23 protein-coding genes are annotated in these 22,947 nt (G+C 42.4%); 7 read left to right on the forward strand and 16 right to left on the reverse strand.

The window, feature by feature from the left end; genetic code table 11:
* Positions 1 to 43: 43 nt before the first annotated feature.
* The 5 genes from kduD to epmA all read right to left on the reverse strand — a co-directional run bounded on the left by kduD (position 44) and on the right by epmA (position 6,489).
* The gene (gene kduD / locus OFY17_RS11860; protein ID WP_263530945.1) at positions 44 to 802 is read right to left on the reverse strand and encodes a 2-dehydro-3-deoxy-D-gluconate 5-dehydrogenase KduD; all 759 of its coding nucleotides are present in this window, start codon (positions 800 to 802) and stop codon (positions 44 to 46) included.
* Positions 803 to 905: 103 nt separating this feature from the next.
* Entirely contained in the window at positions 906 to 1,682 is a 777-nt protein-coding gene (locus OFY17_RS11865) for a GGDEF domain-containing protein (protein WP_263530946.1), read from the reverse strand.
* A 96-nt stretch (positions 1,683 to 1,778) separates the two neighbouring features.
* A complete protein-coding gene (locus OFY17_RS11870) occupies positions 1,779 to 3,137 on the reverse strand; it encodes a sigma-54-dependent transcriptional regulator (RefSeq protein ID WP_263530947.1) in 1,359 nt (452 codons plus the stop codon).
* Between the two features lie 11 nt (positions 3,138 to 3,148).
* Positions 3,149 to 5,437: an ATP-binding protein gene (locus OFY17_RS11875; protein WP_263530948.1), complete on the reverse strand. Its 2,289-nt coding sequence runs from the start codon at positions 5,435 to 5,437 to the stop codon at positions 3,149 to 3,151.
* A gap of 74 nt (positions 5,438 to 5,511) precedes the next feature.
* Positions 5,512 to 6,489, reverse strand: coding sequence for an EF-P lysine aminoacylase EpmA (gene epmA, locus OFY17_RS11880; protein WP_263530949.1), 978 nt, complete (start codon positions 6,487 to 6,489; stop codon positions 5,512 to 5,514).
* A gap of 390 nt (positions 6,490 to 6,879) precedes the next feature.
* Here epmA and OFY17_RS11885 point away from each other — a divergent pair, with 390 nt between their 5' ends.
* Complete coding sequence (locus OFY17_RS11885; protein ID WP_263530950.1) at positions 6,880 to 7,800, forward strand: LysR substrate-binding domain-containing protein; 921 nt, start codon at positions 6,880 to 6,882, stop codon at positions 7,798 to 7,800.
* Positions 7,801 to 8,018: 218 nt separating this feature from the next.
* On the opposite strand, the gene argH is transcribed toward OFY17_RS11885, so the two are convergent.
* The 9 genes from argH to OFY17_RS11930 form a co-directional block, all read right to left on the reverse strand.
* Positions 8,019 to 9,404 (reverse strand): argininosuccinate lyase, encoded by a 1,386-nt coding sequence (gene argH, locus OFY17_RS11890; RefSeq protein WP_263530951.1) that lies wholly within the window; start codon positions 9,402 to 9,404, stop codon positions 8,019 to 8,021.
* Between the two features lie 19 nt (positions 9,405 to 9,423).
* Positions 9,424 to 10,815: an MmgE/PrpD family protein gene (locus tag OFY17_RS11895; protein ID WP_263530952.1), complete on the reverse strand. Its 1,392-nt coding sequence runs from the start codon at positions 10,813 to 10,815 to the stop codon at positions 9,424 to 9,426.
* Positions 10,808 to 11,692 (reverse strand): polysaccharide deacetylase family protein, encoded by an 885-nt coding sequence (locus OFY17_RS11900; RefSeq protein WP_263530953.1) that lies wholly within the window; start codon positions 11,690 to 11,692, stop codon positions 10,808 to 10,810. Before OFY17_RS11900 ends, OFY17_RS11895 begins: the two co-directional genes overlap by 8 nt.
* Positions 11,685 to 12,557 carry a polysaccharide deacetylase family protein gene (locus OFY17_RS11905; protein ID WP_263530954.1) on the reverse strand — a complete coding sequence of 291 codons (873 nt, stop codon included), beginning with the start codon at positions 12,555 to 12,557 and terminating at the stop codon, positions 11,685 to 11,687. Before OFY17_RS11905 ends, OFY17_RS11900 begins: the two co-directional genes overlap by 8 nt.
* A 48-nt stretch (positions 12,558 to 12,605) precedes the next feature.
* The gene (locus OFY17_RS11910) at positions 12,606 to 13,436 is read right to left on the reverse strand and encodes an ABC transporter substrate-binding protein (RefSeq protein WP_263530955.1); all 831 of its coding nucleotides are present in this window, start codon (positions 13,434 to 13,436) and stop codon (positions 12,606 to 12,608) included.
* Between the two features lie 41 nt (positions 13,437 to 13,477).
* Entirely contained in the window at positions 13,478 to 14,239 is a 762-nt protein-coding gene (locus OFY17_RS11915; protein ID WP_263530956.1) for an amino acid ABC transporter ATP-binding protein, read from the reverse strand.
* Positions 14,240 to 14,241: 2 nt separating this feature from the next.
* Positions 14,242 to 15,117, reverse strand: coding sequence for an amino acid ABC transporter permease (locus OFY17_RS11920; RefSeq protein WP_263530957.1), 876 nt, complete (start codon positions 15,115 to 15,117; stop codon positions 14,242 to 14,244).
* Positions 15,118 to 15,460: 343 nt separating this feature from the next.
* Positions 15,461 to 16,117, reverse strand: coding sequence for a LysE family translocator (locus tag OFY17_RS11925; protein ID WP_263530958.1), 657 nt, complete (start codon positions 16,115 to 16,117; stop codon positions 15,461 to 15,463).
* Between the two features lie 22 nt (positions 16,118 to 16,139).
* Positions 16,140 to 17,030, reverse strand: a complete 891-nt coding sequence (locus OFY17_RS11930) for an EamA family transporter (protein WP_263530959.1) — start codon at positions 17,028 to 17,030, stop codon at positions 16,140 to 16,142.
* Positions 17,031 to 17,182: 152 nt separating this feature from the next.
* Here OFY17_RS11930 and OFY17_RS11935 point away from each other — a divergent pair, with 152 nt between their 5' ends.
* From OFY17_RS11935 to OFY17_RS11960, 6 genes are all read left to right on the forward strand, one after another.
* Positions 17,183 to 18,619 (forward strand): aminotransferase-like domain-containing protein, encoded by a 1,437-nt coding sequence (locus OFY17_RS11935; protein ID WP_263530960.1) that lies wholly within the window; start codon positions 17,183 to 17,185, stop codon positions 18,617 to 18,619.
* Positions 18,620 to 18,742: 123 nt separating this feature from the next.
* Positions 18,743 to 20,107 carry a CobW family GTP-binding protein gene (locus tag OFY17_RS11940; RefSeq protein WP_263530961.1) on the forward strand — a complete coding sequence of 455 codons (1,365 nt, stop codon included), beginning with the start codon at positions 18,743 to 18,745 and terminating at the stop codon, positions 20,105 to 20,107.
* A gap of 61 nt (positions 20,108 to 20,168) precedes the next feature.
* Positions 20,169 to 20,612: a hypothetical protein gene (locus OFY17_RS11945; protein WP_263530962.1), complete on the forward strand. Its 444-nt coding sequence runs from the start codon at positions 20,169 to 20,171 to the stop codon at positions 20,610 to 20,612.
* Between the two features lie 23 nt (positions 20,613 to 20,635).
* Complete coding sequence (locus OFY17_RS11950; RefSeq protein ID WP_263530963.1) at positions 20,636 to 20,839, forward strand: DUF1289 domain-containing protein; 204 nt, start codon at positions 20,636 to 20,638, stop codon at positions 20,837 to 20,839.
* Positions 20,839 to 20,973, forward strand: coding sequence for a hypothetical protein (locus OFY17_RS11955; RefSeq protein ID WP_263530964.1), 135 nt, complete (start codon positions 20,839 to 20,841; stop codon positions 20,971 to 20,973). Before OFY17_RS11950 ends, OFY17_RS11955 begins: the two co-directional genes overlap by 1 nt.
* Positions 20,974 to 20,998: 25 nt before the next feature.
* Positions 20,999 to 21,202, forward strand: coding sequence for a DUF1289 domain-containing protein (locus tag OFY17_RS11960; protein WP_263530965.1), 204 nt, complete (start codon positions 20,999 to 21,001; stop codon positions 21,200 to 21,202).
* 12 nt (positions 21,203 to 21,214) lie between these two features.
* Here the strand turns inward: OFY17_RS11960 and OFY17_RS11965 are convergent, their stop codons facing one another.
* Positions 21,215 to 21,961, reverse strand: a complete 747-nt coding sequence (locus tag OFY17_RS11965) for an FRG domain-containing protein (protein ID WP_263530966.1) — start codon at positions 21,959 to 21,961, stop codon at positions 21,215 to 21,217.
* Positions 21,951 to 22,868, reverse strand: a complete 918-nt coding sequence (locus OFY17_RS11970; RefSeq protein WP_263530967.1) for a helix-turn-helix domain-containing protein — start codon at positions 22,866 to 22,868, stop codon at positions 21,951 to 21,953. Before OFY17_RS11970 ends, OFY17_RS11965 begins: the two co-directional genes overlap by 11 nt.
* Positions 22,869 to 22,947: the final 79 nt, after the last annotated feature.

The raw sequence follows: 22,947 nt of genomic DNA on the forward strand, positions 1-22,947 counted from the left end.
TTAATTAGTAGTGTTCATTTCGACCTTCATGATCAAACTATTGTCACCTTGCTAGCCAGCCACCGTCTACAGCAATTGTGTAACCATGGACATAGCGAGATGCTTCAGAAGCTAGAAACACAATCGGCCCAGCCATGTCTTCGGGGGTTCCCCAGCGACCAGCAGGAATTCTGCCGAGTATCTCGGTAGATCGACCTTCATCATCTCGTAGTGCTTGCGTATTATTGGTCGCCATATAACCCGGGGCAATTGCATTCACATTAATACCATGCTGCGCCCATTCATTCGCCATGGAACGGGTTAAGCCCAAGACGCCACTTTTAGAAGAAGTATAAGAAGGCACTCGAATGCCTCCTTGGTAAGACAGCATAGAAGCGATATTGATAATATTGCCCGTAGATTGTTGCGCTATGATTTGTTTAGCAAAGGCTTGAGACATGAAAAAAACCATTTTCACGTTCACATCCATGACGTCATCCCAATCCTCTTCCGTAAAATCTATAGAGTCGTTACGACGAATAATACCTGCGTTATTCACTAGAATATCGACCTTACCAAAAGCGGTAACGGCTTCATCGATCACCAGTTTAGTGGTTTCCACCTTGCTCATATCGGCAATAACACTATGAAAACGGCGACCTTGTTTTTTCACTAAAGCTTGGGTAGAAGATGGATCACTTCGGTTGACTCCGACAATATCAGCACCCGCTTGAGCTAGCGCGACAGCCATTCCTTGACCAAGCCCTGTATTACAACCCGTAATGACAGCAACCTTGTTTGTTAAATCAAACATATCTTGCATATAGCACACCTATTTTATGATTATTGGATAGTGTTTATTTAAGAAAAGCAGTCAGTTTAAAGAATGAATTGGAGAAAAAGAAAAGCACTAAAAAAGGTATTAATTAATCACGGGCAATTTCTTCATAGATCGCATAATCATTCCGTTCCGCACGCTTAATATGATAAAGCGCAACATCTGCGCGTTTAAGTGCTGAGTCTAAAGACACATCATCACGACAGTTAAAAGAAATACCCGCACTAATCGTAAAGTAATAAGGCTGGCCGTCCATATTTACCGCATAGTCGCGAATCCTCTCAAACAACTCAGTCATAATGGTCTGTAGCTCATGAAGGTTCGTTTCTTTAACAAGAATAGCGAATTCATCTCCACCTATACGGCCGACAATATTAGGCTTTTGGACAACCTTATTAAGTATCATCCCCAAAGCCGTCAGTACATTATCACCACCAGAATGGCCAAAAAGATCGTTAATAGTTTTCAGATTATCTAAGTCGATGATGATGACAGCTGGTTGCAAGTCTTGATCACTTTTATGGGCTGCATAATGACGCGAAAGAAAACGTTCACTTTCTTGGTAGAAGAAACCGCGGTTAAAGGTGTGGGTTAAAGTATCGGTTGAAGCCAACTTAGTCATTTCGATTTCAAGTTTATCAATATGAAACAATAAACCGACGAGATACCAAGACAAAGCGGGGGTGATTGTACAAGTAATGACAGTGACAGAGATTATTTCGTCAACCAGACTATTATCTAGGCCAAGCAGATCAATCAAACCAAAGTTCATTAGATTTGCCGATACTGTGGACAGTAAAGTGAGAATAGCCACGAGGCCTACACGGCCCAACTTTCTCAATATTCTTCTAATAAACAGTGTCACTTAAACCCCTGACCCAATAAAGCACCTAAAAATCAGCCAGAGCTGATTAAAATATAGCCTATTATCATAATACAATTTCTGGCATTAACCCAGTGGCTATTGTTTAAACATATCCTTATCTAGACCATATTTACGCATTTTGTCATACAGAGTTTTACGTGGCAGACCCAAAGCTTCCATTGTGCCCTTTATAGACCCTTTCTGGCGTAAAAGTTCTTGTTCTAATAAAGTTTTTTCAAAACGCTCCATTTGCTCAGGCAAGGTCATCACACCCGGGTTATTTTCATTGGTAATGATCTGATCGAACTCAAAAGAGCCCGCCTCTCCCATTAACACATAGCGCTCCGCCAAGTTACGTAACTCACGTACATTTCCCGGCCAATCGTAGCTCAATAAACTGTGCAACCGTGCCGAAGAAAGTGGTTCCGACTCCCGTTTGTATTGTGCTGTTGCTACTAAGCAGAAGTGTTGCCAAAGCAGTAAAATATCGTCTTTTCTATCTCGTAAGGAAGGGATGTCGACTCGTACAACATTAAGTCGATAATATAAATCCTCTCTGAAGCTGCCACTTTCACACAGGGTTTTTAAGTCTACTTTAGTCGCCGCTAAAATCCGTAAATCTAAGTCAATGGCCGTATTCGAACCTAAACGCTCCAAGCGCCGCTCTTCCAACACTCGTAATAGACGAATCTGCATGGACATGGGCATGCTCTCAATCTCATCAAGGAATAAAGTTCCCCGATTAGCGTGTTCTAATTTGCCGATACGCTGAGCTTTTGCGTCGGTGAAAGCTCCCTTCTCATGGCCGAATAATTCAGACTCCATTATAGAATCCGGCACAGCGCCACAGTTAATGGCGACGAAAGGATTAGCACGACGCAAACTGTGTTCATGGATGTAACGAGCCACCAGCTCTTTCCCTGTTCCCGTTTCCCCTTGGATGAGAATATCCGCTCCCGTATCTGCCACATGCAATAAGGCTTGGCGCAACCTTTGAATACTCTGGGTATTACCAATGATCCGAGGGCCGGGGGCATTTTGGGCTTCTAACTCTAGACGTAGCTGACGGTTTTCTATGGTTAAACGACGCTTTTCTGAGGCTCTACGTACTACTTCAATAAAGTCATCATTGGAAAAAGGCTTTTCAATAAAGTCATATACACCATCACGAATGGCGCTCACCGCCATGCTGATATCACCATGACCAGTAATTAAAATGACAGGGATATCAGGGTCGATGTTTTTCACTGATTCGAATAAATCTAGGCCACTTTCTCCGGGTAAATTAATGTCACTCACAATAACCCCAGCCCAATCTAAAGATAGTGACTCGGCCACCCCTTGAGCAGAAGAAAATGCTTTTACATCAAAGTCTTCCAGCTGAAGAGTTTGAGAGATGGCCATACGAACAGACTGTTCATCGTCTATCAAAATCACCTGATTATTGTCTTGCATGATAACTCCCGTTATTCATTAATTTGCCCTTGAGATGAACCCTGCCTCGGTAGGCAAACTGAAAATACTGCGCCACCCGTGTCATGATTACAGGCTTTAATAACCCCACCCATAGCATCGATAATACGCTGACTAATGGATAAACCTAAACCCAAACCAACACCAGCAGATTTGGAGGTAAAGAAAGGTTCAAAAAGGTGCTTAATCGCCTCTTCACTTAAGCCACCGCCTGTGTCTTGAATGGAGATCATCACCTCATTTTCGGTAGCACTTTGAGTGATGGTAACTTTACGCAACGGCGAGTCTTCTTCGACAATGGCGTCTGCGGCATTAGCTAATAGGTTCACTAGCACTTGCTCTAAAAACACCATATCGCCATTGACAATATAGCTTTGATCTTCCATCACGCTAAGCTCAACACCAGCCTCTTTAAAGCGCGTTTCCATTATTTTCAATGCGCCCAATATGGCTGCCTGAACAGAAATAGGGTGATATTGAATATCGCCTTTTCGAGCAAACACTTTGAAGCGAGCGATAATATCGCCCATGTGATGCCCTAGCTGACTAATATGTTCCAAATTGCTTCGGGCTGAGTCGTAATTTTCTCTATCTAAAAACTTCAAAGCGTTATCTGAAAATGCCCGAATGGCCGTAAGAGGCTGATTTAGTTCGTGATTTATTCCAGCGCTGAGCTGCCCTAACACAGCTAACTTCGCCGTTTGAATCAATTCCCGTTGTGTTTCCTTGTGCTCTTCAATTTCATCCAGTAAACGGCTATTCGCCCCCTCTAGCTCGAAGGTACGTTCTTTTACACGCCCTTCTAAATCGATTTTTGCTTGGGTAATTTCTTGCTCATAACGCTTACGTTCTGTCATATCATGGAAGGTCACCAAATAACCTAAGCGATTTGGCAACACCATTTCACAAAGCGTCATTTCTACTGGAACAGCCATGTCTTTGGCATAACATAAGCGCCCTTCTGTGGTGAGCACCTTTATCCCTAAGCCATTCGCATCTCGGCCTAAGCTAAGCGCAGAATGGGAAGCTGTATCTTGAGAGTCTGCCTGAAACAAGGCATTTAATGATTGCCCGACAAGAGGCGCAAGTGGCTGACCGACTAAGGCCTCTACCGCAGGGTTAAAGGATTCAATTTTATAATCATGATCCAGAGTGACGAGACCTGCTTGAGTGTTTTGAATGACTTCCCGTATATAGGCTTGGTTGTGTTTGGCCATTTCATTGGCATCCGAACGCTCACGGAGCATTCTTGTTCGCAGCATGGCAAGACCAAATAGCAAAGCAGTGATGGTGACAGCGCCAACAAAAATCGCACGCCAAAGGGCGATGTTCTCTTCAATGCTTTTCACTGGCACAAGTATGGATATCTTAAAACCAAGCAAATCAATAGGTCGGCTCATTTGCAAAAATGACAGCTTCTCAACTCGCTCCTGTGCGCCACTTTTCGACTTATGAGATAAGCTAATAATGTCTGCGTTATGATCAAAGGCGGTACGACCTTCAATGTTTAACTCTTCTATAGACTGGTTCTGATAACGCTGGGATTGCTCTATGCGCTTGAGTGCATCAGGAGATAAAACACGCAGAGTTTTATACAACCACTGGGGCTGGGAGCTACTAAAGACAATATCGTCTGAGTCTAATAACAAAAACTCGTAACCTTGGTTGGCAAAGCGTTGCTCAAATTGTGTTAAATCCACTTTAACGACTGCAACTCCTATAATGGAGTCGCCTTCATAAATGGGATATGAGAAGTAATAACCACGGCGTTGAGACTTAATACCTAGGGCGTAATATCGCCCCTGCTTGCCTACAATGGCATCTTTGAAATAAGGCCTAAAAAAGTAATTACTACCCACAAAGCTGGATGCGGTTCTGTAGTTCGAAGCGGCTATGGTGAGACCATCTGTATTGAGGATATAACTGTCTGAAGCTTCTGTGATTCTGTTGATCTGCTCTAACTCTTGATTAAGCAAATTAATGTCTGATTCGAAGCCATCACGCAGGGCTTTTTTCACCCTATCGTTGGAGGCCAACAAGGATGGCATGTGCTGATATTTGGCTATCGCGCTTTCTAAGATATTGGCAAATTGGTTCAATCTATCCGAAGAGTTAATGCGCAGATTGTTCATCTGTTGATTACGCAAAGCTTCGCCACCCTGCCAGACTAATAAAATCATCAGGGTACAAGCGCACAAAGATAGCCAAAGCGTCTTTTTGGATAAGGATACAAACGACATGCTAATGCCGTATTTTTCTTTTAGCTTATTGGTTTTTATCACGTTAACTATGCTGCCTTATTATTATTTTCGAAGCACGGTATTAAAATTAAGGAAGGCGCGAATAAGCCTTCCTTTTAAGCTCTCGAATGAGCAAAGGGTATCACCTCTTTAATATGTGTTTTTTGACACAACAGGATTAATAGTCGATCAATCCCTAACGCTACACCAGAGCAGGCTGGCATACCTTGATGTAAGCCACTAATCAGCCTTTCATCAAACTGTCTATCTACTAGCCCCATGGCTTCACGAGCGGTTTTATCTTCGGCAAAACGCCGTGCTTGTTCTTGTGCATCGGTCAGTTCATTGTAGCCATTAGCTAACTCCATACCCTGCCAATATAACTCAAATCGAGCCGCCACATTCTGACCTAGCTCATCTAAATGGGTATTCGCCAATGCCGCTTGGGATGCAGGGTAACTATGAATAAAACAGGGCTGCTCCATACCTATTTTAGATTCAATCACACTAGAGAAGATAAGTTCTAACAAGGTATCCCTATCCTCTTCTTGCAAGCCATATTCGGTATGTTGATGGGCACAGGCTTGCAGTTCAGCAAGGGAGGCAGAAAAAGGATCGAGTCCGACATGAAGAAGAAAGGCTTTTTGATAACTCAAATGCTCACACTGGAAGCTGTCATCCTCACATAGCAAAGCCAACAAGGCTTGAATTTCTCCCATTAACTGCCAGTGATCAAGGCCAACCCGATACCACTCCAACATGGTAAATTCGATACTGTGACGACGCCCCACTTCTTCCGCGCGAAACACCTTACCTAATTGATAAATAGAGCCTGATCCTGCACATAAAAGACGCTTCATGGCGTACTCTGGAGAGGTTTGTAAATAATAAGTGAGGTCTTGCCCTTGGGAGCGGGTATGGCTAGTCAACACTTCAATATGAGGGTCGGAAATACTGGCTAAAGAAAGGCATTGGGTATCAACTTCCATGACGCCCTTATCATCAAAAAAAGCGCGCACAGCTTTAAATAACTGGGCTCGCTTTTTTAATGTCGACATATCTGCGCTAGGTTGCCATTCAGAAGCTTGGTACATGAACAAAGACTCTTAGAAAGTAAGCCTCCATCATAGCAAATACTGAGTCAGATATTCAGTTTACTCAGCAGTATTTTCACCCCTGCGAAAGCAAAGAAATAAGCCTTCAGTATTTGCTAAATATCAGCATCTACAAAGAAGGCTTTTAAGGCGGTATGGCCAGAAACATTGGCCTAGTTGAAGAAATGAGAAGATATTCGCGCATGTTACTGATATGTTTTATTTAGCGCTCTCTAATCCATATGCACTAACTTGGTTCTTATACGATACTTGTTACGAAATTAGTGCAGTACATAAGCCTTTAAACAAGCTTAATTCGAAAGTTTTCTGGATCAATATTTGCATAAAAACAGTCAGTACATTTCTATTTTCTAGCTATTTGGAGACATAATGCTAAAAAAGCTCCCACCACTTCAAACACTACAGACCTTCTCAGTAGTTGCTAGTTTAGGAAGCTTTACCTCTGCTTCTAAAGAGCTGAACCTTAGCCAGAGTGCAGTGAGTCGCCAAATCCAGCAGCTAGAACAATACTTTGGAAAACCTCTTTTTCAGCGAAATAGCCGTACTCTCGTATTAACGGACCAAGGAACAGCCCTATTACCTGTAGTTGAACAGACAATCTCATCATTCATGGGGTCTCTTGAAGCTTCCATGACGAAAGTCATGAATATTAATATCCGTATGGCCCCAACGATAGCCAGAAGATGGTTTTTTCCTCTGTTAAAGGGCTTAAATGAATACCTACCAGACGTAAATGTAAATGTAGACACTGCGTGGCATTTAGAGCCACAGTTCGCGCTGGGCAACTTGGATATCATGATTGTTTACGGTAATGGTCATTGGCCTGGGATGGAAGTTATACCGATTCTAGAAGAGGTAATTACTCCAGTTTGTGCCCCTGATTTTGACTTATTACAAAACAATAAGTTAACTTTTGAGTCATTGGCTAATGCTGTCTTGCTGCACTCCAACCCGCGTCACTCAGATTGGCAGCTATGGCTTCAATCTCAAAACTTATACGATTTTACACCCTATAAACATCAAACTTTTGATACTCAAGATCTTTCTCTAACTCTTGCAGCCCACGGTCAAGGCGTGGCGATTGGAGACCTGAACTTAATTAAACAAGACCTAAAGAAAAAAACTCTTATTAGACCTTTCGAGCAGTCTATTAAAACAGGGTACGGATACTACGCAATCTACCCTTCAAGGCCTGCAAATATCCTCAAAGTAACTCCATTTATAGAGTGGCTAAAAGAAGCACGAGCTCAACTTCAAGGCACACAAGCCGCCAAATTGAGCTATGCGTAAATAGTCCATAACTGTAATTTTAGTATCTAGTACTGATTACAACCTTGAGTAACACCTGCCCCATCATATTCAGTCATAAAGAACATTCAGATTTGCACTGAGTTCCAACATAAGAGGTATAGCTGCTATCGGCATGCGGGGATGTCGTAGGAATGAAAAGAGGAAAGGATAGTAATATTATGTCGGGGACTGAAACAGGCTCAGTCCCCGACATAAATTTAGAGTAGATTTTTAACCTTTTTCACGGCTTTCATAACCTGTTCAGGCGCGGTACCGTTTGTGTGATTTCTGCTGTTCACAGACCCTTCTAATGTTAAAACCTGATAAACATCTTGCTCGATTAATAAACTAAATGTTTTTAGCTTATCCAGTGGCAACTCTGAGAGGTGCTGCACTTTATTTTCATTTGCATAACGTACCATTGCAGCGACGGCATGATGTGCATCCCTGAAAGGCAGACCCTTTCTCACTAAATAATCCGCAAGATCGGTCGCTGTTGCATACCCAAGAGAAGCCGCTTCATACATACGCTCTTTATTCGCTTTAATCGTCGGTATCATCTGACTTGTGACAGTCACAGCCGCACGAACGTTTTCTAGAGTGTCTGTTAACGGCGGTTTACTTTCTTGTTGGTCTTTGTTGAATGCCATTGGCTGGCTTTTCATTAGGCCAACAGCAAAGGTAAGATTGCCTTGAACTCGAGCCGCTTTACCTCGTAATAATTCCGCTAGATCAGGGTTCTTCTTCTGCGGCATGATAGATGACCCTGTACAAAATTGGTCACCCAGCTCAACAAAGCCCACTAGTGGAGTACACCAGAAAATAATCTCTTCTGATAACCTTGATAGGTGTGCCATGATTAATGCGCCAGCATGGCAGACATCAGCGACATAGTCTCGATCAGAAACTGCGTCCAACGAGTTACGACAAACACCATCAAAACCTAATAGTTCTGCTGTAAGTTCAGGTTGAATCGGAAAGCCCGTTCCGGCTAATGCCGCCGCACCTAACGGAGAATAATTGAGTCGACTACGAGCTTGGCCTACCCTCTCCAAATCACGTAAGAACATCTCAGCGTAGGCAAGCATGTGATGCCCAAAAGTGATAGGTTGAGCAATTTGTAAGTGAGTGAAGCCTGGCATAATGGTATCAGCATGATCCGATGCCAAATCGGCAATAACACCAATTAACACTTTCAGCTCTGCTTGCAAGGCATCAAGTTCATTTCTGGTATATAACCGAATATCTGTGGCAACTTGGTCATTACGAGAACGTGCCGTATGCAGCTTTTTACCCGCATCACCAATAAGTTGAACTAATCGTTGCTCAACGTTCATATGAACGTCTTCAAATTCCTCTTTCCATTCAAAAGTGCCATTTTGCATTTCTTGTGCGATGGCGTTTAAACCTTCCTGAATCAAAGTGTTTTCTTCAATACTTAAAACACCTGATGCTGTCAGCATTTTAGCGTGAGCTTGTGACCCCGCTACATCATAAAGAGCAATGCGTTTATCTTGATCAATGCAAGAATGAAATGCTTGAAAGTCTTGTGCAGTAGCTTGCGTGAAAAGTGGAGACCAAGTTTCTTTTTTCTGAGTTGTCATATTTATCTCTCTAGATTTTTCAGTGACTCATTGCCATGTCATTTGTTGAGGCCAATAAATTGGCTAAGTGCCTAACATCTGCCTGCAACTCAAGTGATAGAACGGTTTGGGTTAGGGCGTTGGTTTGTTCTTCAGAAATACAAACGGCAGACATTTTTTCATATTTATCCATGATGTCTTTTTGACTAAGGGGGTGTTGCGGGCTTCCTAACGGGTAATGGACCGTTTTCACCATAATCGCTCCATTTATGGTGGTTACACTGACTTCTGGCTCTGCATCATCAGCCATATCACCGTCGACGCTAAAAGATATTTTTGAAAACCAATCACCAAACCAGTCGCCACTCCATCTCTCTTCGTCTAACTCATCCAACCCCACTGAATGAAATTCAAGCCAAGCAGATAATGCATAGGCAATACTCATTTGAGCTTCAGCTCTCGATGAAATCTGCTTTTTCCCGCACATACCAAATTGAAATTGGCTAATTTTAACGGTGATATTTTTTACATCTGACGAAGTTAAAGCCTGCTCATCAAGAATACCTCGCAAAGCGTCTATCGATGAATGCGTGCCACGGCAGGTAGCATAAGGTTTGATAGAGCAACGGTTAATTCGCCACGCTTTACCAAACTCATTAGTAAGAAGAGCCGAATCGGAATCATCGGGATTAAAGCAGCTCAAGAAGCTTCCCCAAGTGTTTGTTTCAAAAACCGCACTAGGCCCAGAAAAGCCATTTGCAGCAAGTTTTGCAGCAATAACACCGCCTTCTGCAGCACGGCCAGCATGAAGCTTTTTAGTTTGACTGCCGTCATGAATAAAAGCCCATGTTCCTCCAGCAAATGAAGAAGCAATAGAAAGTGCAGAACTGAACTCATCAATATCAAGGTTCATCAAAACCGCAGCGGTTGTTGCAGCTCCAAACACGCCACATGTGCCAGTTGAGTGCCAACCTTGATTATTATGGGACTCATAACTACCCGTTGCCTCTAAAACACGACGACCTACTTCATATCCAAGTATGATAGCGGTCAGTAATTGCTGGCCGGTCACAGGGGAAGGCAGGTCAGCTAACACAGCCAGTGCCGTGGGTATGACAACAGCCCCCGAATGATCACATCCTCCCGAATCATCAAGCTCTAAAGCATGTGCAGAGATCGCATTCACTAAAGCGGCCGTTTTGGCATCCGTTAAATACTTGCTTCCCCAGATACTCGACCCACCACTGTTCATTGGATACATGCTTTTTAAAACAGCACTAGTCTCGCTCGAAACGGAACCTGCCAAAGCAACGCCCAGCGTATCCAAGATATGAGACTTGGTTTTTTGCAATGTATCTAAGTCGAACGAATGGAAGTCAACCTGCGCAATTTTCTCAGCAAGTGTTTTTACAACAAATTGGGTATCAGACATCCTTCCCTTCCGACAAATACTGTTCAAATACGTTAATCGGATGATCTTGGGCTGCAACACCATTATTCTGCTGATGCCATGAAGCAATATCAGACCCCGTTGCAAACCATACATCGTCGAATTGCGACATGTATGACAGCATTTCACGTACTAGGAAAATTCGTCCTGCCGTTCCTGTGATCTCCGGCCTTAACTGCAAGACAAAACAAAGTCCGTATTGTCGATACGCATCAAACTCCCTCTTCCAGTTATCTAATACCGCTTCATAGCCAGCAATTCGGCTATGACCTGTGGGGAAAGCAGGAGTGAAGTTAAATTGAAAATATGGTCTATCTTCCAATTCAATATGTACTGGGATTTGCACTAAACCAGACAAGTGGGTGTATGGGCAATCATCCCCATTTAAAGATGAAGTCCAACTAAATCCAAATTCGGTTAATGTGTGATCAAACCCATATGGCCATAAGCCAGAAGGCAAACGAAAACCTTTTAACTGAGTATCTAAGGTGTCTTCAAAAATCTCTTGGGTCTGTTTCAGTTTGGATATCTGTTCAGCTAATGAGAGGTCAAAATAGTTCTCAAAGTTGACTCCCCGAGCGGCAACTTCAGTGTTAGCCTGAGCAATTTCCTTGATCAAGCTTTGTTGAGTAGAAAGCACCATCCCAGGAACGAACCATGTTGATGGCACCTTATATTCTTCTATCGTGCTTAACAGCCGTTCTAGGCCTCGTTGACTACCATATTCCCATACAGAACGACTTTTACTACGGTAAGCAAGGTCCGGAGCTTTTGCCATCGCATCTAAGCCATCATCGTATAAAACGGATAGCATGACCGCACAACGTTTACCTTCAGGCCATTTATATAAATCATCCATTTTGTGTTGCTCTCCACCATTGCTCTATATCTTTACAACGAGCAACCCAAACATTGTCGTGCGAACGTATAGCTTGAAAAAGCGATTCTAAAATACTTAACCTACCCGGTTTACAGCAGACCTTCGGATGTAAAATGGTTGTCCAACACAACCCTTCCCGATGGTAACCTTCAAATTCATGAATCCAGTTGGACTCAACCTGTTGATAGGGCGATATACGGTCAAGTCCAACAGGGAAGTCAGGCTCTTCAAATAACGCAAGAGAAGTATAATCGTCCAGATCCCAACGCCCCGGAATTTCAACCAAGCCAACCTCACCTTGCTCATTGCGATGGAAATAGGGTCTGTCATCGCCACGCATTGAACTGGAGTATCGAACGCCAAATTCATTAAGAAGTGTTGCTGTATCTTGATTCCAATCACCTGACGGAGTTCTAAAACCCACAGGCGTGATACCTAAAACCCTTTGAAAAACCTCTCTTGAGGTCGCCATAATTTCTAGTTGTTTATCCCTATCACAATCGATAAAGACTTCATGTAAATGGCCGTGGTAAGCAACTTCATGCCCATGCTTTAGGACCTCAGCACATTGTTCAGGCCAATGCTCTACAACCCAAGTTGGAATGAAGAACGTGGCAACTAAATCATATTTTTTCAGTAACGCTAGAAGTCTAGGTAACCCTCGCCACGGCCCATAAGCCCCTTCAGAAAAGTAACGCTGGTTATATTTTAAGGAGCCATCTAACATGGCGTCGCCCGTAGGGCCATCAAGGTCAAATGCTAAAGCAACGGCACTTTTCTGGTTTTCAGGCCAAAGCAACCCCTTCCCACTCGTTGAGTCGGAATCCCTGTTTGAATTCAACATATATTTACCTTAGAAAGCCCTCTTCAATTAGAAGAGGGCAAAGAGAATTTATTTCACGCCATTAATCTGAACAGTTTTAACGGCGTTATGCACAAGCCCCCATTTCTTGAGCAATTCAGCATATGTACCGTTCTCAATCAACTCACTTAAAGAGTCTGCAATGGCATCACGCAAAGCTGGATTATCTTTTTTCACACCAATGCCGAACACATCCGTATCCAAGATAGGTTTATCTACAATGTGATATACCCCAGGCTCTGATTGAATTTGGTACGCGATAGTCTCTATACCCTGCACAACCACATCATAACGACCTTGCTTCAAGCCCAAACGAGCAGCGTTGGAATCTTGAACGCCATTAAAGGTAATCGCACCTAAACCTTTAGCTTCACAGTATTCAGAGCTCCATTTAACAACATCGGCTCCAAAACTTGATGAACGGCTTCCTGCGACTTTTTTACCACAAACATCCGCATTAGATTTGAAGGATGAGGATTGCCCCTCAGCAACAATAAATACTGGGCCACTTTTCACATAATCTACAAAGTCCATACTTTCCTGACGTTTTGGGTTATCACTCATGCCAGAAATAATGACGTCACCACGCCCAGTCGCTAAACTACTTTGTAGCTGTGCAAACGATGTAGTAACCCACAAAGCTTCTTTACCCATTTTTTCTGCAATCGCAGTTCCTAGATCAACATCAAACCCTGTAATCACACCAGTTTTTGGGTCAATAAATTCCATTGGTGGATAGATAGGGTTAGTCAAAAAACGCACTTCACCGTCATTAATTAGTTTCATCTCGTCAGCTGCGGTAGCCATCAATGGCGTCATTAACGATAGGGCTGTTGTTAGAGCAATAGTTACTTTTTTCATTACACACCTCGGTTATTTACAGGAAACGCTTACTAAAATATTTACAGGACTGCAGAAACAAATTCTTTAAGTCGTGCATGTGTTGGGTTGGTCAACATATTCTCAGGGGACTCTACGGCGACAATTTCACCAGACTCCATAAAGACGACTTTGTCAGCGACTTCACGACAAAATCCAATTTCATGGGTGACTACAATCATGGTCATTCCTGAATTAGCCAGCTCTTTCATAACAGCGAGCACTTCACCTACTAATTCTGGGTCGAGCGCAGAAGTCGGCTCATCAAATAGAATGGCATCTGGTTTCATGGCAAGAGTTCTAGCAATTGCAACTCGCTGTTGCTGCCCTCCAGAAAGTGAGTTGGGGTAGCTGTTAGCCTTATTAGACAGCCCCACTTTTTTGAGTATTTCTAAAGCTTCCTTCTTAACTTGTTCTTTATTTCGCTTCTGAACAAATACAGGACCCTCAAGAATATTTTCAAGGACAGTTTTATGAGGAAATAAATTGAATCGTTGAAACACCATGCCTACACGTGAACGTTGGGCTGCTATTTTTCGGTCACTTAATCTGTGTAGTTTGTCACCGTCTTCGCGGTATCCAACAATCTCACCCATTACTCGGATGATGCCGTCAGTCGTTACCTCTAGCTGATTGATACAGCGTAGAAAAGTACTCTTTCCAGAACCGGAAGGGCCAATAATACAAATCACTTCACCTTCGTGAACATCCAAGGAAACATCTTTAAGAACATGTAAATCATCGAAATGTTTGTTTATTTGCTCCGCAGAAATAATAACTGACATAATTATTCTCCTTCAGCTACAGCATTGGTCAATTTACTTTGCTTTTGAGGTGCTGTATCAGCCCCCCAGCCACGTGAGAAGTATTTTTCAACGTAATATTGGCCAATACTTAGAATTGTCACTACAACCATGTACCAAGCTGCAGCAACGAGGAGCAGTTCAATAACTCGAGAATTAACGTAATAGACATCTTCTACGCTTCTCAAAAGTTCTGAATATTGAATAACACTTGCTAGAGAGGTGAGCTTAACCATACCAATGGTTTCATTCCCAATTGGTGGAATAATGACGCGCATGGCTTGTGGCAAAATAATACGTACCATCGCTTCAAACTTCGTCATACCAATAGACTGCGCTGCTTCAAGTTGCCCTTTATCTATGGATAAAATACCAGCACGAACAACCTCAGATGTATAAGCACCTTGTTGAACACCCAAGCCTAATAACGCCGCCACAAATGGTGTCATAACATCAACGGTTCTGACTTCCACAAGGCCAAAAAGACTTAAATGAGGGAAAATTAACGCGAGATTAAACCAAAGAAGAAGCTGTAATAATGCCGGTGTTCCACGGAACAGCCACACATAAAAAATTGAAACAGACTGTAGAACTCTATTATCTGACATTCGAGCCACTGCAGCCATTACACCTAAGATAATACCAAGTGCCATCGCTAGGAAAGTCATAATAATCATACTCCAGACACCACTTAATACTGTCGGAGTAAACAAGTTTTCACTTACATATTGCCATTCGATTTGCCCTTTCCAAAAAGACATACAAATGTATATCAGCACCATGATCAGCAAGACTGCTGTAATTTTCTGACCATAATTAGAAGGTTCAACGCGGGTGTACTGTATCTTTGGTTTTATCATGAGATTCATATTCCTTAATAAATATATGGAAGATTCTAGCCTGCTGATCAATTCATCTTAAGTAATGGTTTTTTTATAAACAAACGATTTATGGACATGGAATCTATGCAAAAAATGAATAGATAGAGAAGTGTGAAGCACACATTTATGCATACTTCGAAGAACAATTTTGGGAGTATTATCGAGATAAGGGCGCTCTCTCCACCCTTAAAAAAACAATAAAACAGCACTATTAGACTGCCTCATTGCGCTTTTCTAGAATCACCATAAGGTGTGATATTTGAAGGAGATTTTATCGATACTTTTAGTTAACTGTCTCATCAAAAACAGCAACTAAGATAATTCAAGATGTCAGTTTGCTCAGCAGTATTTTCATCCCTGCGAAAGCAAAGAAAACAGTAAAGAAAGCCTCAAATGTACGCCGCATTTTAAAATAGCCTTGTCGCAAGGTGTCATTAGAGAACAAGATAGCATAGCCAAGGTTCACACAAGCACTTTGAATAAACAACACCGCCACCACAGACAATAAACCTTGTGTTGTTACATCACTTGGCAGACCCAAAGCAAATAAAGAACCAAGAAATAAAATGGCCTTAGGGTTGGTCAAATGTATGGCTAAACCTTTGAGGTAAGAAGAGCGTATTAATGGTTCCATGCTTGCTCTTTGTTGAGCCCTATCTTGTTGGCTATCACCTTGATGATCTGCTGTTTTTTTAAGCGCTTCACGACCTGATTTATAAGCTAAAAAGAGTAAATACACTGCCCCTACATAACCTATCGCTTCGAACAACCAAACATTCGCATACAACAAAGCCCCCAAACCAAAGGCCGCTGACAAAGACCAAAACAAGGAGCCCGTTAATATGCCAGAAGCTAGGGCAAGCCCTTGTTTCCTTCCACGATTCATTGAAGTGCTGGCTATCGCTAAAGTGGCTGGCCCCGGACTTGCCATTGCGATAAAGGCTCCCATTAAAATCAAACCGTATTGAATATCCTGCATAATCGTCCCTTACTAAATGAACCTAAACCGTATCTGCTCCAAGCTTATTTCGAAACAATCGAGGTAATTGCATTTGCCCGATAAGCAAACCTGCCAGTATCAAAATCGCTGCTGTGATTTCGATTAGCCCTACCGCTTCATCATAAAACCAGAATCCACCTAAAATACCAAACACAGGTACTAATAGCGTCATGGGAGCAACGCTGGAAACTGAGTATTTCATGATCATCTTATTCCAGAACCAATAACCCAATAGTGTCGTCGGGTAAGCCTGAAAGAGCACAGAGAACACCACAAAACCATTTAACTGACTTGGTATATTGGTCACTACTTCGCTCCCATGGACCACAACTGCCAGTAACAAAAGAGGGATGGGAGCAAACAACATTCCCCAAACATTAAAGGCAAAGATAGACTTGGTATTAGCGCGTTTCACAATTAAGCCATTCACACTCCAAAAAACAGAAGCAGCCAAGACCAAAATCAGCCCCTTGGTAGTAATCGCACCACCATCGTCATACATAATGAGCACCAAGCCTAATAACGCCAAGGCGCAACCTAATAGCTTGTTACGGGTGATCTCTTCATTTAGGAAGTACCAACCCACGAGCAAGCCACTCACTACACTCATATCTAATAAAAGTGACGCCATACCTATAGATAGACCTGCATCTATCGATAACGTCGTCATGCCCCAAACACCCACGCCAAAAGACACCCCGTAGGCAATGAGATAACGCCACTCAACATCAGGCTTGCGAATAAAAAATATCAAAGGAAATACAGCACAAGTAAAACGCATGGCTGTTAACACCAAAGGGTCGATGCGGTTCACCCCCAACTTAATCACACTAAAGTTCAGCCCCCAAAGCGCCATTAAGGCAAACAATAATCCAAAGTCTCGTAATTTCATGTTTTCTCACTCTTTTGCATTTATCTTCAACTGGCCTATTTCCCACATCACCAGTATCAAACAAAAACAACAAAGAGTGCAGATTCAATTTTTTATAAAAATTAGAGTACAATTTAACAATCGGTTGCCATTCATACCCAAACGAGACAGTTATGACCCTATATGAACGCCTTGCCCAACAGTTTATTGATGACATCAAAACGCAAAAGCTGCCCATTGGGAGCCGCTTGCCAGCTCTGCGGGTTATGTCTAAGCAACACAAGGTGAGTATGACGACGGCGACAAAAACCTACGACTACCTCCAGCAAACAGGGTGGATTTACGCCCAACCTCAATCTGGGTACTTTGTCTCAAACCAAGCCAGTGCCTACCAAGCCAATAATGCGACCTTCCCCACCATTGCGGTTAACAAGGTTGAGCAAAGGGACCCTAAGGATTTTGCACCGCAAAATGGCTACAACCCTACGTCAGCCTTATTCACTCCCCTTGGCACCTCTATGATTGCCCCCGAGCTGCAACCGATTGATGAGCTACAACGCTGTATTAAACGTGTAACTCGACGCTCGTCTAGCCAGCTTTTTGAGTACCCAGAACCACAGGGGGACAAGGCATTACAAATCGCCCTCGCTAACCATTTTCATTATGATCACTTCTCTTTCCACCCTGATAGTCTCGTCATCACCAATGGCTGTATTGATTCAGTGCGCATCGCCATTGAAACCTTAACCAACGAAGGAGATACCATTGCCATTGGCTCCCCTTGCTTTAGCGGGCTACTGGATTTGTTGGTGGGCTTATCTCGTAAAGTGATAGAGATCCCTGTGCAAGAAAGTGGTATAGACCTCGCTTATTTTGAATCCATACTACAACAGGGTGTGGTCGGCGCCTCCTTGTTCAGCACCTCCAACATCAATCCGACAGGGCTAACCCTACCCATAGAACAAAAGCAGGCCTTGGCTCAACTTGCGGCTAAGTACCAAACTCCCATGATAGAAGACGACATCTATTTTGAACTTTGCCATGAAAAGCAAAATACCTTACCCAGCAAACATTGGGATAAAGAGGGCTATGTAATTTGGTGTGGTTCCGTGTCGAAGAGCTTAGCCGCAGGGTTAAGGCTAGGCTGGTGCTTACCCGGCAAATACCTAGCGCCTTATATCAAAAAACAAATTGCCACAGGATTCGGGGTGAATGGTCTGATGCAATCGGCCATGGCAGAGTTTATTAATACAGGCGAGTACCGCCGCCACGTCAATAAAATGCGTACTCAGCTAAACCAGCAAATCCACGACTACCGGCATTTTCTAATCAAACACTTACCAAGTAACGCTAAAGTTAGCCTGCCCTACGGCGGTATTGTCCTTTGGATACAAATACCAAACCTAGACTCAACCCAACTTGCTAACGAGGCACTTCTTCATAATATTGATTTTCGCAGTGGTGCTTGTTTTAGTACTCACGATTACTACCACGACTGCTTCCGTATCAACTGTGGCTGGCCATTAGTTGAATCCCAAGATAAAAACAGCGTTTATCAACAGCTCAAGAAATTGTGCCAATTAGTCCAGTCTACTAACTCATTATCTTAAGCTAGTTTCTTTCTGAGAGTTTATTTTGGCTAACTTCACACGCCTTAAATGTGTTATGTTATAACGTATCTATATTTATTAAATTCAGCTATCCAGCTCAGTTACGAATTAAGAGAGAAAATCATGTCGAGCAAGATCCCAGTTACTGTCCTTACCGGTTTCCTTGGTAGCGGTAAAACTACCTTACTAAACCGTATTTTGTCTGAAGAGCATGGCTTGCGTATTGCCGTTATTGAAAATGAATTTGGTGAAATTGGCATAGACCAAGACTTGGTAATTAACGCGGATGAAGAAATCTTCGAGATGAACAACGGCTGTATTTGCTGCACGGTTCGTGGAGATTTAATTCGAATATTAAATGAATTAGCAGAACGAAAAGACAAATTCGATCGCGTTATTTTAGAAACCACAGGCATGGCAGACCCAGGCCCTGTTGCGCAAACTTTCTTTGTAGACCCTTCTATCCAAAAGCAATATGAATTAGACGGCATCATCACCTTAGTCGATTCTAAGCATGTCCACGCTCACCTTGATGACAAGACAGACGAAGTCATGGCGCAGGCCGCCTTTGCTGATCGCATTATTCTGAACAAAGCAGACTTGGTCTCCAACGAAGAGATGCGTAGCCTCAAAACACGCTTACAAGGCATAAACCAACTTGCTGGCTTCTATTCTGCCACCATGGCAGATGCCCCCATAAAAGAGTTGCTAGATATTGGCGGCTTTAACCTAGAACGTGCGGTGGACATTAAGCCAAACTTTTTGGAACCAGAATACCCTTTCGAATGGGCAGGTATTTGGCAATTGGAAGCAGGGCAATATCGATTCAAACTAGCCAACGGCCCAGATCCTGACATGACCTTCTTGATATCTAAAGCCGATACCTCTTCCGAAGCTGAAATCAAACGTTTGGCAGAAGAAGTCTTTATTGCCTTCTCGAAAGACGGTGAGCCAGTATCTCATCAAGAAGAGTTAACTGACTTGAATAAAGCCTACCAATTACAACTGGCTGGTCTCGATCACTATGAGTTTACTTTCAATGTGTCAGACGATGATGCGAATACCAAGATCGCCGTTTACTCTCAACACACGCCAGAAGAGTTTGACATGGTACTGGTCAATCAAGACGACCAAGCCCAAGCTCCAAGCGATCAATATTATTTTGATGCGGGTCATGAACATAATGATGAGGTAGGCTCAGTGTCTATTGAGTTACCCGGCGTATTTAATGTTTCCTTCATCAACGCTTGGCTCGAAATGTTCCTGCAAGAGAAAGGACCTGACATTTACCGTATGAAAGGTATTCTAGGTGCCCATGGGGAAGAGAATAGATTGATTTTCCAAGGTGTTCATATGCTATTTGGTTGTCAGTTAGGTAAACCTTGGGGCGATGAAAAACCAGTTAACCGTATGATTTTTATTGGCAAGAACCTAGATGAAGACTATATTCGCGGTTCATTAGAACGCTGTTTATACAAAGCGTCCTAAACTAAAGATTAATACCCTAAGTATCAAAACCTTAAGTATTTAAAGAAAGTGGCCTCAGTAAATGAAAGACATAAAAAATGTTTTCCGCAATCTCGAAAAGAAGCTGGAACAAGCAAGCTGGTTTGATGACGGCTGGGAAATATATAACCGTGGCCCTTATCTGCAACTCTATAAGGACACTTGGTATAACCACAATCAAGGTGGTGTGCATTTTGAAACCTTCATTGAAGCCCCCCAGATGAAGCAAAAGGCCTTCCCTATTTGCCTACATGCTGAGGAAGATTGCCCCTCACAGCCAGAATTTATCGAACGCTTTCTGGCTCTAGAGAGCGACCGTATAAAAAGCTGGAAGGGCTATCAAACCATAGGTAAGGGATACCATATCTGCCAACGCTCCATGCCCCTTAACTTTAAAAACCTAGAACAAAAGATTTTTGAAGAACTAAACCGACTACGTCAACTTGAAGCGAGTATCGACCAAGCTTTTCGTCAGACCGGTAACTAGCAACAGCCATCAAGGAAGCCTTTATGAAACGTCAAAAATCTCCTTGTACCAATGTGTGTGACTTTTCTCACTACAAAGGCTGGTGTGCTGGCTGTGGCTGCACACGCCAAGAACTTAAAGATTGGAAACACATGGAGCCCGACAACATCAACGAGCTTCAAGAAAAACTGCAAAAAAGAATGGATCAAATGGCTAAGTTCCGTACAGAAAACAAATGGAAGGGCTAATGGCTTTAAGCCCTTTAATAGCCTACGCAAACTTTCTAGGTATGCAACAAATTCAACCCACCCCGAGTTTAGAAACAACCTTGAAAGTGACCGCTATGGCATCTCAATCATTACTGCCAATAAAAGCGGATTAAACGACCTCAATACGGAGTCAGGATCATGAAACGTCAAAAAAGCCCATGTATCGACGCATGCGATTTTTCTCACCAAAAAGGTTGGTGTGCTGGCTGTGGCCGTACCCGACCAGAATGTAACCAGTGGAAAAATATGAAGCCCTACGACATCAACAAGCTGCAAAAAGAGTTACAGAAAAGACTGGGGAAGATGGCAGAATTTCGCGCAAAGAATAAATTGAAGGGATAGCTCTCATGATTTTCACTTTCCGTTTTTAACTTCAGATTGCCAATTTATATACTTACAAACACCCTCTAAGTCAGGAAATATTGTCTGGTAACTCACTCCAAGAGTATCTAGATCTTTCAATATTTTATCTTTATTAGCGGGGTTCACCGATATTTTAATCATACCTTCTGCATGGTGTTCAAGCTCCCCCAAAGGTATAAACCGTCCATACTTCCTTGATGGGGAATGCACTGTAAACCAACCATCTTGCGCAATTACCCTAGTATCTTCTAGCCTAGTTCTTAGGATAGACGTCCCATTATGCTGGCTTGTTTCCGACATTTTATCCCGATTTAAATAATCAATATCCCAGTGAGGCAAAAGTATATAAACATGTGGATTATCATTAGATGCTCTATCACTACATGCAAACCACATAGCCACCAAAGGATTTGTTGTCCAATCCAAAAGCCTAGTCGCAAGCCCGTAGTGCTGAGCTAAGGTCAATACGCCCCAAACATCGAGTTGAGATAATTCTCTGTGTAACCGCCCCCTAATTTTAAATTCAGAAAGTAAATATGATTCCTTCAGTAATGGGTCTTGACCGTCTATATCCCTAGCAATTTTCGGCAATAAAGGGAAATCTTGCCCTTGACCACGGTATAAAAGATGTCCTTCTTGTTTAACATTATGTTTTTGCATTTCATCAAAATGAGCGACGTTTTTTTCTTCCACCAGACTTAAATATTCAGTCACAGAGTCAACTCTCTCAATTTGCATTTTCATCTTCCTCGAAATATCTCTCTTCTCTAATGTACTTATCTACACATCTTTTAGGCATATCAATTAGCGCCACATTATCGCTGGGTATATAAAAGTCAAACTTTTCATTACTCAGATTTAACATCATTACTGATTCCCCTATGTCAGCACTAAACATAAGTTCAGATAGCCTAGATCCTTCAACGATATGAGAAAAAGTCCTACCCTCCACATTATATATTTGTGTTTCTAAAACAAGCTCTGCTATTTTCTCAAAGTCTAAATCATGAACATCTGTAAACGTCTCAACTGCCTTTATGACCGTATTGGACACACTCCTCTCACCTTCCCCGCCATCTTCCCAGTCACCTTCTAACCAGCAATATTCTTCTAAACCTTTATAGAATTCACTAGGGTTACCTGAGTAGCCATCCCAAGGAGGACTCCAATCCTCCTCGGGAGGATCCGCATAATCATCCAGAACCCACATACGGCTTACCCTAGTTGGCCTAAATACTAGAATTCTATTATTCAATGTCTCTACAATTAGCCACTCATCTCTAGAGCTTATATTATCTAAAACATTCGATATCTTATTAGCTTGCCCTAATGTTATTGGAAACCACTTAGAATCTTTTTTCCCGTTTAGACATAACCCAAAATGCCCCCACCAGCCATCTGCTTCACCTTTACCGAGAATATAATATGGATGCGTCGTAAGATAAGGTTCATTACCTTCAATCATATCCTGAAGTTCTTCCGAACTTGAGCCTAAATAATATGCAAGACTACTAAGACTATCTTTAGAAATACTACTAGCATCTTCTTCCCAGCGTTTTACCTCTTCAGAAGACACTCCTATTTGATCAGCTAATCCAGAGTAACTTAGGTTTCTTGACTCTCTCAATTTCTTAAGCACTGACATTTCCTGTCCTGTATAAAATTAAATGACCTTATTAATAAAAATAATACGCCCTATTTTATAGCGAATTCAAAACTTGTTT

It is taken from the genome of Marinomonas sargassi (genome assembly GCF_025716875.1).
Lineage (GTDB): Bacteria > Pseudomonadota > Gammaproteobacteria > Pseudomonadales > Marinomonadaceae > Marinomonas > Marinomonas sargassi.

What these genes read in the sequence shown, in the direction of transcription:
- kduD (WP_263530945.1), bottom strand. Translation starts at nt 802, where the DNA reads ATGCAAGATATGTTTGATTTAACAAACAAGGTTGCTGTCATTACGGGT.
- OFY17_RS11870 (WP_263530947.1), bottom strand. Translation starts at nt 3,137, where the DNA reads ATGCAAGACAATAATCAGGTGATTTTGATAGACGATGAACAGTCTGTT.
- epmA (WP_263530949.1), bottom strand. Translation starts at nt 6,489, where the DNA reads ATGTACCAAGCTTCTGAATGGCAACCTAGCGCAGATATGTCGACATTA.
- OFY17_RS11885 (WP_263530950.1), top strand. Translation starts at nt 6,880, where the DNA reads ATGCTAAAAAAGCTCCCACCACTTCAAACACTACAGACCTTCTCAGTA.
- argH (WP_263530951.1), bottom strand. Translation starts at nt 9,404, where the DNA reads ATGACAACTCAGAAAAAAGAAACTTGGTCTCCACTTTTCACGCAAGCT.
- OFY17_RS11895 (WP_263530952.1), bottom strand. Translation starts at nt 10,815, where the DNA reads ATGTCTGATACCCAATTTGTTGTAAAAACACTTGCTGAGAAAATTGCG.
- OFY17_RS11900 (WP_263530953.1), bottom strand. Translation starts at nt 11,692, where the DNA reads ATGGATGATTTATATAAATGGCCTGAAGGTAAACGTTGTGCGGTCATG.
- OFY17_RS11905 (WP_263530954.1), bottom strand. Translation starts at nt 12,557, where the DNA reads ATGTTGAATTCAAACAGGGATTCCGACTCAACGAGTGGGAAGGGGTTG.
- OFY17_RS11910 (WP_263530955.1), bottom strand. Translation starts at nt 13,436, where the DNA reads ATGAAAAAAGTAACTATTGCTCTAACAACAGCCCTATCGTTAATGACG.
- OFY17_RS11915 (WP_263530956.1), bottom strand. Translation starts at nt 14,239, where the DNA reads ATGTCAGTTATTATTTCTGCGGAGCAAATAAACAAACATTTCGATGAT.
- OFY17_RS11920 (WP_263530957.1), bottom strand. Translation starts at nt 15,117, where the DNA reads ATGATAAAACCAAAGATACAGTACACCCGCGTTGAACCTTCTAATTAT.
- OFY17_RS11925 (WP_263530958.1), bottom strand. Translation starts at nt 16,117, where the DNA reads ATGCAGGATATTCAATACGGTTTGATTTTAATGGGAGCCTTTATCGCA.
- OFY17_RS11930 (WP_263530959.1), bottom strand. Translation starts at nt 17,030, where the DNA reads ATGAAATTACGAGACTTTGGATTATTGTTTGCCTTAATGGCGCTTTGG.
- OFY17_RS11935 (WP_263530960.1), top strand. Translation starts at nt 17,183, where the DNA reads ATGACCCTATATGAACGCCTTGCCCAACAGTTTATTGATGACATCAAA.
- OFY17_RS11940 (WP_263530961.1), top strand. Translation starts at nt 18,743, where the DNA reads ATGTCGAGCAAGATCCCAGTTACTGTCCTTACCGGTTTCCTTGGTAGC.
- OFY17_RS11945 (WP_263530962.1), top strand. Translation starts at nt 20,169, where the DNA reads ATGAAAGACATAAAAAATGTTTTCCGCAATCTCGAAAAGAAGCTGGAA.
- OFY17_RS11950 (WP_263530963.1), top strand. Translation starts at nt 20,636, where the DNA reads ATGAAACGTCAAAAATCTCCTTGTACCAATGTGTGTGACTTTTCTCAC.
- OFY17_RS11955 (WP_263530964.1), top strand. Translation starts at nt 20,839, where the DNA reads ATGGCTTTAAGCCCTTTAATAGCCTACGCAAACTTTCTAGGTATGCAA.
- OFY17_RS11960 (WP_263530965.1), top strand. Translation starts at nt 20,999, where the DNA reads ATGAAACGTCAAAAAAGCCCATGTATCGACGCATGCGATTTTTCTCAC.
- OFY17_RS11965 (WP_263530966.1), bottom strand. Translation starts at nt 21,961, where the DNA reads ATGCAAATTGAGAGAGTTGACTCTGTGACTGAATATTTAAGTCTGGTG.
- OFY17_RS11970 (WP_263530967.1), bottom strand. Translation starts at nt 22,868, where the DNA reads ATGTCAGTGCTTAAGAAATTGAGAGAGTCAAGAAACCTAAGTTACTCT.